At 70.9% G+C, this 8,521-nt stretch carries 9 protein-coding genes; 2 read left to right on the top strand and 7 right to left on the bottom strand.

Features of this window, described 5'->3' with window-relative positions; genetic code table 11:
• Positions 1–232: 232 nt before the first annotated feature.
• The 6 genes from EFL26_RS10180 to EFL26_RS10155 all read right to left on the bottom strand — a co-directional run bounded on the left by EFL26_RS10180 (position 233) and on the right by EFL26_RS10155 (position 5,368).
• On the bottom strand, positions 233–1,159 hold the full coding sequence (locus EFL26_RS10180; protein WP_148046678.1) for an NADase-type glycan-binding domain-containing protein: 927 nt from the start codon (positions 1,157–1,159) through the stop codon (positions 233–235).
• Between the two features lie 92 nt (positions 1,160–1,251).
• Positions 1,252–1,548, bottom strand: a complete 297-nt coding sequence (locus EFL26_RS10175) for a DUF1416 domain-containing protein (RefSeq protein ID WP_123222789.1) — start codon at positions 1,546–1,548, stop codon at positions 1,252–1,254.
• Positions 1,548–2,396: a sulfurtransferase gene (locus tag EFL26_RS10170; RefSeq protein WP_123222788.1), complete on the bottom strand. Its 849-nt coding sequence runs from the start codon at positions 2,394–2,396 to the stop codon at positions 1,548–1,550. The genes EFL26_RS10175 and EFL26_RS10170 overlap by 1 nt, the downstream gene beginning before the upstream one ends.
• Entirely contained in the window at positions 2,393–2,887 is a 495-nt protein-coding gene (locus EFL26_RS10165) for a DUF4395 domain-containing protein (RefSeq protein WP_123222787.1), read from the bottom strand. The genes EFL26_RS10170 and EFL26_RS10165 overlap by 4 nt, the downstream gene beginning before the upstream one ends.
• Positions 2,888–3,150: 263 nt before the next feature.
• Positions 3,151–4,365 carry a glycosyltransferase family 4 protein gene (locus EFL26_RS10160; protein ID WP_123222786.1) on the bottom strand — a complete coding sequence of 405 codons (1,215 nt, stop codon included), beginning with the start codon at positions 4,363–4,365 and terminating at the stop codon, positions 3,151–3,153.
• A gap of 25 nt (positions 4,366–4,390) precedes the next feature.
• Entirely contained in the window at positions 4,391–5,368 is a 978-nt protein-coding gene (locus EFL26_RS10155) for an NAD-dependent epimerase/dehydratase family protein (protein ID WP_246000130.1), read from the bottom strand.
• A gap of 115 nt (positions 5,369–5,483) precedes the next feature.
• Between EFL26_RS10155 and gmd the strand changes: the two genes are divergently transcribed.
• Together gmd and EFL26_RS10145 are read left to right on the top strand one after the other, a co-directional pair.
• Entirely contained in the window at positions 5,484–6,458 is a 975-nt protein-coding gene (gene gmd / locus EFL26_RS10150; protein ID WP_123222785.1) for a GDP-mannose 4,6-dehydratase, read from the top strand.
• Complete coding sequence (locus EFL26_RS10145; protein ID WP_183408132.1) at positions 6,455–7,441, top strand: GDP-mannose 4,6-dehydratase; 987 nt, start codon at positions 6,455–6,457, stop codon at positions 7,439–7,441. The genes gmd and EFL26_RS10145 overlap by 4 nt, the downstream gene beginning before the upstream one ends.
• Here EFL26_RS10145 and EFL26_RS10140 read toward each other — a convergent pair.
• A complete protein-coding gene (locus EFL26_RS10140) occupies positions 7,423–8,499 on the bottom strand; it encodes a glycosyltransferase (RefSeq protein ID WP_148046677.1) in 1,077 nt (358 codons plus the stop codon). The two genes, EFL26_RS10145 and EFL26_RS10140, sit on opposite strands and share 19 nt — an antisense overlap.
• Between the last annotated feature and the right edge of the window lie 22 nt (positions 8,500–8,521).

Raw genomic sequence — 8,521 nt, 5'->3', positions numbered from 1 at the left:
CTGGACCTACACGATGCTCACCCCCGGCGAGTACCTCTGGCACAGTCCCCACGGACATGCCTGGCTGCGCGACCGAACCGGCACCACCGACCTGAGCCCGCCACCGGTCGAGCCGCCCGACCAGTAGCCACCCCGCCCCGCACCCGGCGCACGCGCCGGGCCAGTGGCGTGCCCGGGCACACCTACCGGCCCGAGAGCCGGCCAGGCCGACGGGCGGCGCCGGCCGCAGGCCCTAGGACGCAGCCTCGGCGAGGCTGATCTCGCTGATCGCCGTGGTGTCGCGCGGGCCGTGGGCGACCGCGAGGATCTGCAGGGTGACCGTGTCGGTGGTGGTGCGCGGCACGCGCAGGACCTGCATCGCCCGCGACGACGGGTCCGGGTCCAGTCGCTGCACGACGGTGACGCCGTCGGCGAGGGTCCAGCGCACCTTGGTGATCCGGTTGTTCTCGGCGTACCGGTCGGTGCCGCTCGCCGGGTCGGTCTTCGCGTAGCCGGGCACGAGCCCCACCTCGGCGATGTCGGTCGCGCCGGAGAGCCGCAGCGTGAGCTTCTGGCCGGTCGCCGCGCCGTCGCAGCGCCACGCCGTCTGGGCTCGGCCGTCGGTGGCGTTCTCCGGCACGTAGGTGACCTTGTTGCCGGCCGAGTCGGTGCCCGGAGGAGCCGTGCAGTCCGCAGCGATCGCGTCGACGCTCACGGGCCGGACCGGGCCGTCCCAGGCGTTCGGCACGTGGGCGGTCGACCTGTGGGTCGGCGTGACCTTGGACGGCGAGCCGGAGCGGGCCGGGCCGGTGGTGCGGCTGGACTGCGGCACGGCCACTCCGGACGTGCCGTGGTCGTCGCCGTGGGAGACCGTCGTGCCCACCGCGTACGCCGCGGCCACCAGCACTGCGGCCGCCGCGGTCACCACCGAGACGAGGAACCACCGCGACGCGCGCCAGCGGTCGAGCGGTCCGCTGGTCGCCGCGACGACGCCGTCCGACGGCTCCGGGATGACCTGCGTGTGCTCGACCGGAACCTCGGGAGCGACCACCCCGAGCGCGGAGCCGGCGTCGTCGACGTGCCCGGTCTCCAGGGCGCGCTGGTAGGCGTCGCGGTAGGCGGCAGCGAACTCCTCAGGCACTTCCGGCGGAGGAGCGTCGGGGAACTCAGGGCCCGGCATGACGCGGCTGAGCGTAGCTCACGACCTGGGCACGAACGGCCTCGCCCTCGCACCGCAGGGTGCGAGGGCGAGGCACAGGGTTCGAGCCGCGGTCAGAGGGCGACCGCGACCTCCGCCACGACACCGGTCGCAGCGGTGACCGTCTTGTCCACGGGGTCACTCTTCGGCGCCAGGGTGCGCAGGGTCCACTCCCCCGGGCCGGCGAAGAAACGGAAGTGGCCGGTCGCCGAGGTGGGCACCTCGGCGGTGAACTCGCCGGTACGGTCGAGCAGCCGGACGTAGGCGTTGCCGACCGGCTCGCCGCCCTTGACCACCTGGCCCTGGATGATGGCTTCCTTGGCGACGTCGATCCCGTCGAGGGACAGCCCGCCTTCAGTCGCGCCGCACATCAGGCCTCGCCCGCCTCGTCGCCCAGCGCCACGGGCACGCCGACCAGCGAGCCGTACTCCGTCCAGGAGCCGTCGTAGTTCTTGACGTTCTCCTCGCCGAGCAGCTCCTTGAGCACGAACCAGGTGTGGCTCGACCGCTCGCCGATCCGGCAGTAGGCGATGGTGTCCTTGCTCCAGTCGACGCCTGCCTCGGTGTAGATCTGCTTGAGCTCGTCGTCGGACTTGAAGGTGCCGTCGTCGTTGGCCGCCTTGCTCCACGGCACGTTCGCGGCGGTCGGGATGTGCCCGGCGCGCTGCGCCTGCTCCTGGGGCAGGTGGGCCGGGGCGAGCAGCCGGCCGGCGTACTCGTCGGGGCTGCGCACGTCGACCAGGTTCTGCGCGCCGATGGCCGCGACGACCTCGTCACGGAAGGCGCGGATCGAGTGGTCCTGCTCCTGCGCCGTGTAGCTGGTCTTCTCGCGGGTCGGCAGGGCGTCGGTCAGCTCGCGGCTGTCCAGCTCCCACTTCTTGCGGCCGCCGTCGAGCAGCTTGACGTCCTGGTGGCCGTACAGCTTGAAGTACCAGTACGCGTAGGCGGCGAACCAGTTGTTGTTGCCGCCGTACAGCACGACGGTGTGGTCGTTGGACACGCCACGGTCGGACAAGAGAGCCTCGAACTGCTCCTTGTTGACGAAGTCGCGGCGCACCTGGTCCTGCAGGTCGGTGGTCCAGTCGAGCTTGATCGCGCCACGGATGTGGCCCTTGGCGTACGACGTGGTGTCCTCGTCGACCTCGATCAGGACGACCTTCGGGTCGTCGAGGTGCTCCTCGACCCAGTCGGCGGAGACGAGAGCGGTTTCGCGGCTCATGCGGTCACTTCTTCCTTGTGTGATTCGGTGGTGATGGTGAGGTTCCGGTGGGTGGTGGCCGCCCGGAGGCGGCCGATCAGCAGGTACATCTCGCAGCCCAGGCAGAAGCCGAAGACTGCGTTGAGCAGGGCCGCCGCGAGCGCGAACCCTGCGGCCACCTGGCCCAGCAGGGTCAGGTCGGCGAGGTAGCCGACCAGCGCGACCGCGGCGAAGACCAGGCCCACGCTCTGGGCGAACCGCGGCGGCTCCGGGTCCTCGAGGTGGTCCGGCGCGGCGAGGCGGGGACGGATCAGCTTCCTGAAGACGTACGCCGTCGGGGTGTGCTGCACGCCGCGGCCCGCGCCGATCGCGAAGAACACCGTCTGCACGGCGAGGAGCGCGATGCCGAGCGGCGCCGGAGCGGCGAGCAGGACGACGGCGAAGACGGCCAGCGTCACCGCGGCGGTGAACCGCGGACCGCGGGGATCGATCTGGGAACGGGCAGTGGTCATGACGATGCTTCCTGACTCGGCGGGAGGTGGGCGCTCGGGACGTCAGGACACGCGTCGACGACGACGTGCGATCAGAGAGGCCGCAGGAGCGGCGACTGACGTCCGGTCAGGACATTCGACACAGCGACGAGCGCACGCGGCAGTGATCCACCGCGCGCCGCTTGGTCAGCCAGGTCGAGCTCATGTGAAGAGGTTAGGGGTCGGTGCAACGCGGACGGAAACCGCTATACCGAATGTTGAGACGACCGTCCGCGATATGAGATTCACCGCGTGAGGGCGAGCGTTTCGACGCCGCCGCTGGTCGTGAGGATCTGCTCGAAGGAGTCCGCGCAGCGGGCCAGTGCGAACTCCTCCTCGGCCAGCGCCCGCGCGGCCTTGCCGAGCGTGGCGGCGTGCTCGTCGTCGGTGAGCACGCGGCGTACCCAGTCCGCGGCCTCGGGCAGCGAGGTCTCGTTCGGGGGCAGGACGCAGCCGTCAACGCTCGCGACCAGCGTGGCGGCGAGGTTCTCGGCCGGCATGAGGCCGAGCACGGGACGGCCGGCACACAGGTAGCTCAGCGTCTTCGACGGCACCGAGAACGCGCCGGCGTCCTGCTCGAGCAGGACCACGAGCACGTCACCGCTGCCGAGCACCTCGGAGAGCCGCTCGTAGGGCTGGAACGGCAGCAGCAGCAGCGGTACGTCGAGGCGCGCCGCCTCCTCGCGGAGCACCTCCTCCGCCGGGCCCTGGTTGACCACGACCAGCCGCACCGGCTGGCCGGCGTCGATCACCTGGCGCGCGAGCCCGACCAGGAGCCCCGGGTTGTGCTTGAGGCCGAGCGTGCCGGAGTAGAGCAGTGTCCTGGTCTCGTCGAGCCCGTGCTCGTGCGACCAGGCGTTGGTGCGGGTGACCGGCCGGATCTCCTCCAGCGGCGCCCAGTTCGGGATCACGGTGGTCTTGCCCGCGGTGCCCCAGCGCCGGTGGACGTCGACGAACGAGTCCGCGATCACCACCACCGCGGCAGCGCGCCGGGCACACCACTTCTCCCCCGCACCGATGAGGGTCGCGACGACGGTGAAGGCACGGGAGAGCTTCTTGCCGGCGAACGACCGGATCGCCACGGCCTGCACGTCCTGGTGCCACAGCACCCATGGGATGCCGCTGAGCCGCAGCACGGCAGCGAGGATCACCAGCGTCGGGATCGGCACGTTGGAGGCCATCACCACGTCAGGGCGCGTACGCCGGGCCTGGCGGGCCAGCTCGACGCCGAAGCGCAGCTCCTGGACCAGGCGCTTGCCGAAGCTCATCTTCGCGATGACCACCCCGACGCCGATCGGCTCGAACCGCAGGGTCTCGCCCGGCTCCGTCCGCAGGTGTCCCTTGCCCGAGGTGTAGGCGTCGCAGTAGGAGTGCGTGACGTCGTGGCCGCGCCGCGACAGCTCACGGCTCAGCTCCACCTGGAACGGGTGGCCGCTGTAGTCGTGCAGCAGGATCCGCATGGGCGTGGACTCGGTCGGCCGGCGATCAGCCGAGCGAGCGCTTGACCTCGTCGTACACCCACGCGTAGGTCTTCGCCATCCCGTCGGCCAGGGACGTCGACGGCGCCCAACCGTAGGTGTCGAGGATCTGGGTGTTGTCGCTGTTGCGACCACGCACGCCCTGCGGGGCGTCGAGCTGGTAGTTGCGGGTGCACTTGATGCCCGCGATCTCCTCGACGATCGAGTAGAGCTGGTTGATGCTGACCAGCTCGTCGCTGCCGAGGTTGACCGGCTCCGGGCTGTCGCCGTGCATGATCAGCTGCGAGCCCTTGACGCAGTCGTCGATGTACATGAAGGAGCGGGTCTGCTCGCCGTCGCCCCAGATGTCGATCTCGTGCTTGCCGGTGATCACCGCGGTGGCGATCTTGCGGCAGACGGCCGCCGGCGCCTTCTCGCGACCGCCGGTCCAGGTGCCGTTCGGGCCGTAGACGTTGTGGTAGCGGGCGACCCGGGTGGTCAGGCCGAAGTCCTCGAGGAAGTGGCGGCACATGCGCTCGGTGAAGAGCTTCTCCCAGCCGTAGCCGTCCTCGGGCATCGCCGGGTAGGCGTCGGACTCCTTGAGGGCGGTGATGTGGGTGTCGGTCTGCTTGTCCGCGGCGTACACGCAGGCCGAGGAGGAGTAGAAGTAGCGCTCCACGCCGGCCTTCTGCGCGGCCTGCAGCATGTGGGTGCTGGTCAGCACGGTGAGCATGCAGAGGGCCTTGTTGTTCTCGATGAAACCCATGCCGCCCATGTCGGCGGCCAGCATGTAGACCTGTCGGGCGCCGTCGGTGTGCTCGAGCGCGTTCTCCAGCAGCGAGAGGTCGGCCTGCGCGTTCTCGGCGTCGTGGTGGACCTGGTACCACTCCGAGGTGGGCTTGATGTCGACCGAGCGCACGGAGAGCCCCTGCGCCAGCAGGTCGCCGACCAGGTGTCCCCCGATGAAGCCGCCGCCACCTGCGACGAGTACGTCCACGTTGCTCACGTCCGAGCCTTTCCCCAGGAAGATGCGAGGCGCCGCCCTTCGCGACTCCCCGCTCAGATGAACGAACGGACGGCTCAGGAGTCACGCTGGTCACCGGTGGCCTAGAGTCCGCGTCATGAAGCGGGCTCTGATCACCGGGATCACCGGCCAGGACGGCTCCTACCTGGCCGAGCTCCTCCTGGAGAAGGGGTACGAGGTCCACGGCCTGGTGCGTCGCGCGTCGACCCTGAACCGCGGCCGGATCGACCACCTGCACCAGAACCCGCAGCTGAAGCTGCACTACGGCGACCTGACCGACGGCGTCAGCCTGGTCAACCTCATCTACGCGATCGAGCCGCACGAGGTCTACAACCTCGGTGCGCAGAGCCACGTGAAGGTGTCCTTCGAGATGCCGGAGTACACCGCGTCCACCGACGCGAGCGGCACGCTCCGCCTGCTCGAGGCGATCCGCGCTGCCGGGATCGACTGCCGCTTCTACCAGGCCTCCACCTCGGAGATGTACGGCCGGACTCCGCCGCCCCAGGACGAGTCGACGGTCTTCTACCCGCGCTCCCCGTACGCCGCCGCGAAGCTCTACTCGCACTGGGTGACGGTGAACTACCGCGAGGCCTACGACCTGTACGCCGTGTCCGGCATCCTGTTCAACCACGAGTCACCCCGTCGCGGCGAGAGCTTCGTGACCCGCAAGATCACCCTCGGCGTGGCCGCGATCAAGCACGGCGTGACCGACCACCTCGACCTCGGCAACCTCGACGCCGTGCGCGACTGGGGCTACGCCCCCGAGTACGTCGAGGGCATGTGGCGGATGCTCCAGCAGGACGAGCCCACCGACTGCGTGCTCGCCACGGGTGAGGGGCACACGGTGCGCGAGTTCTGCGAGGCGGCGTTCGCCCACGCCGGTCTGCACTGGGAGGACCACGTGCGCTACGACAAGCAGTACGAGCGACCCACCGAGGTCGACGCACTCATCGGCGACGCGAGCAAGGCGCGGGAGCTGCTGGGCTGGGAGGCGCGCACGAAGGCCGGGGAGCTCGCCCGGATCATGGTCGACGCGGACATCGAGCAGATGCGCCGTCTGCTCGACTCGTGAGGCGCACCCACCTCGTCACCGGCGTGACGGGACAGGACGGCGTCTGGCTCAGCCGGCTGCTGGTCAGGCAGGGCGACCGGGTCGTCGGCACCAGCCGGGACGGCTCCGGCGGTGACCGGGGCTGCTACCTGCAGGGCGTGGAGCTGGCCGCGCTCGACGTGCGCGACCAGGACTCGTTCGCGAAGATCCTCGACGAGGTGAGCCCGGACGTCGTGCACAACCTCGCCGCGATGACGTCGGTGGGGGCCAGCTGGCAGGCGGCAGAGGAGGTCGCCGACGTCGACGGTGACGCCGTCGTCCGGATGCTCGACGTGCTGCGCGATCACGGCGACCGCGCACCCGTGTTCGTGCACGCCTCCAGCTCGGAGATCTTCGGCCCGGCGGATCCGGCGCGGCTCGTGGACGAGCGCACGACGATCCAGCCCGTGAGCCCCTACGGCGAGGCCAAGGCCCGAGCCCACGACGCGGTCCGGGCGGCCCGGGCCGAGGGGCTGCACGCGACCAACCTGGTGCTGTTCGGGCACACGAGCGCGCTGCACCCGGTGCGGTTCGCGATCCCGTCGCTCGCGCGGCAGGCGGCCGAGGTCGGCCTCGGCCGGCGCGACTGCGTGGCGCTGCACAACCCGGCGACCCGGCGCGACTGGGGTTCGGCGCCCGACTTCGTCAGGGCGTTCGCCGCAGCCGCAGAGTCGCCGGCCGGCGACTTCGTGATCGCAACCGGAGCGCTGCACACCCTGGAGGAGCTCGGCCGGTGGGCACTGGACGCCGCCGGCGCCCCTGACGCCGCGGTCACCGCATCAGGCGACGCGGGCAGGCCGCACGACTTCGACAACGTCCGCGGCGATCCGCGGCAGGCGGCCGACGTGCTGGGCTGGTCACCGACGAGGACGATCCGTCAGGAGGTCGAGCAGATGGTGCGCACCGAGCTCGCCCGGCTGCGCACCGGCGTCGCCGAGTCGGCGAACTACCTCGACCCGGCCTGAGCGGCGAGGTCCGCGCGGATCGCGGCCGCCATGTGACGCCACTTGAACTGCTCGGTGTACTCCCGGCCCGCATCGAGCTCGGCGTCGGTCTGCTCCAGGGCGACCCGCATCGCCTTCGCCACCGTGTCGGGCTCGACGTCCTCGACGACGACGGCGTGGCCCCCGGTGACCTCGGCCAGGGCGACGTCGTCGGAGACCACGAGCGGGATGCGCAGGCGCAGGGCCTCCACCGCGGGCAGCCCGAAGCCCTCGAAGTCGGAGGGGAACACCACGAGCGAGGCTCCCGCGAAGCACTGCACGAACTGGTCGTCGTCGAGCCACGGCATCAGCTCGACCCGCTCCCCGATGCCCAGCCGCGCAACCCGATCGGTCGCCGCGGCACGGTCTGCCCGGCCCATCCCGACCAGCCGCAGGGTGAGCGTCTCGTCCTCACGGCAGAACACGGCCCACGCGTCGAGCACCGCATTGACGTTCTTGTTGGCGAACTGCCCGAACGCGAGCGCGTACGGCGCCGGCGCGCTCTCGGCTGCCGGCCACCGGTCCACGTGGTCGGCGCCGTAGCGTGCGAGGACCGCCTTCGACTCCAGCCGCGGTCGCGTGCGGAGCAGGTCGTCGCGCGTGCGGTGGGAGATGCAGTAGATCCCGCCGGTGGTCCGGAAGGTCCAGCCGTACGACGAGCGCCGCGCGATCCGGCGCGAGCGCGAGAACTGATGCGGCCTGAGCTCGTGGCGCAGGTCGTAGAGGATCGTCCCGCGCGGGCACGGCGCGCCCATCAACGCGCTCGCGGGCACACCGGACACGAGTCCCTCGGCACCGAGGCGGCGTGCCTCCCGGCGTACGCCGACGGTGCGCAACCAGAGGTCACCGGCCTTGCCTCCCCGGGGTGAGGTCACGGCGTGGAAGTCCGCACCTTCGGGCAGCTGGAACGGCGGCTCGTCCACGCACAGCACGGTGAGCCGGTCCGTCGGCTCGAGCTCCGTCCAGCCCCGCATGAGGTTCTCGAGAGTGATGGCCGCGCTGCCTGGCTTCACCGCGAACGCATCGAACACAACGTGCACAGGCTCACTCCTCCAGGCGCGG

This window comes from Nocardioides pocheonensis (assembly GCF_003725535.1).
Lineage (GTDB): Bacteria > Actinomycetota > Actinomycetes > Propionibacteriales > Nocardioidaceae > Marmoricola > Marmoricola pocheonensis.
Note: the sequence above shows the minus strand (reverse complement) of the source record. Positions and strands in the feature narration are given on the sequence as shown.

Coding starts and splice junctions, on each gene's coding strand:
- EFL26_RS10180 (WP_148046678.1), bottom strand. CDS start 1,159: ATGCCGGGCCCTGAGTTCCCCGACGCTCCTCCGCCGGAAGTGCCTGAG.
- EFL26_RS10175 (WP_123222789.1), bottom strand. CDS start 1,548: ATGTGCGGCGCGACTGAAGGCGGGCTGTCCCTCGACGGGATCGACGTC.
- EFL26_RS10170 (WP_123222788.1), bottom strand. CDS start 2,396: ATGAGCCGCGAAACCGCTCTCGTCTCCGCCGACTGGGTCGAGGAGCAC.
- EFL26_RS10165 (WP_123222787.1), bottom strand. CDS start 2,887: ATGACCACTGCCCGTTCCCAGATCGATCCCCGCGGTCCGCGGTTCACC.
- EFL26_RS10160 (WP_123222786.1), bottom strand. CDS start 4,365: ATGCGGATCCTGCTGCACGACTACAGCGGCCACCCGTTCCAGGTGGAG.
- gmd (WP_123222785.1), top strand. CDS start 5,484: ATGAAGCGGGCTCTGATCACCGGGATCACCGGCCAGGACGGCTCCTAC.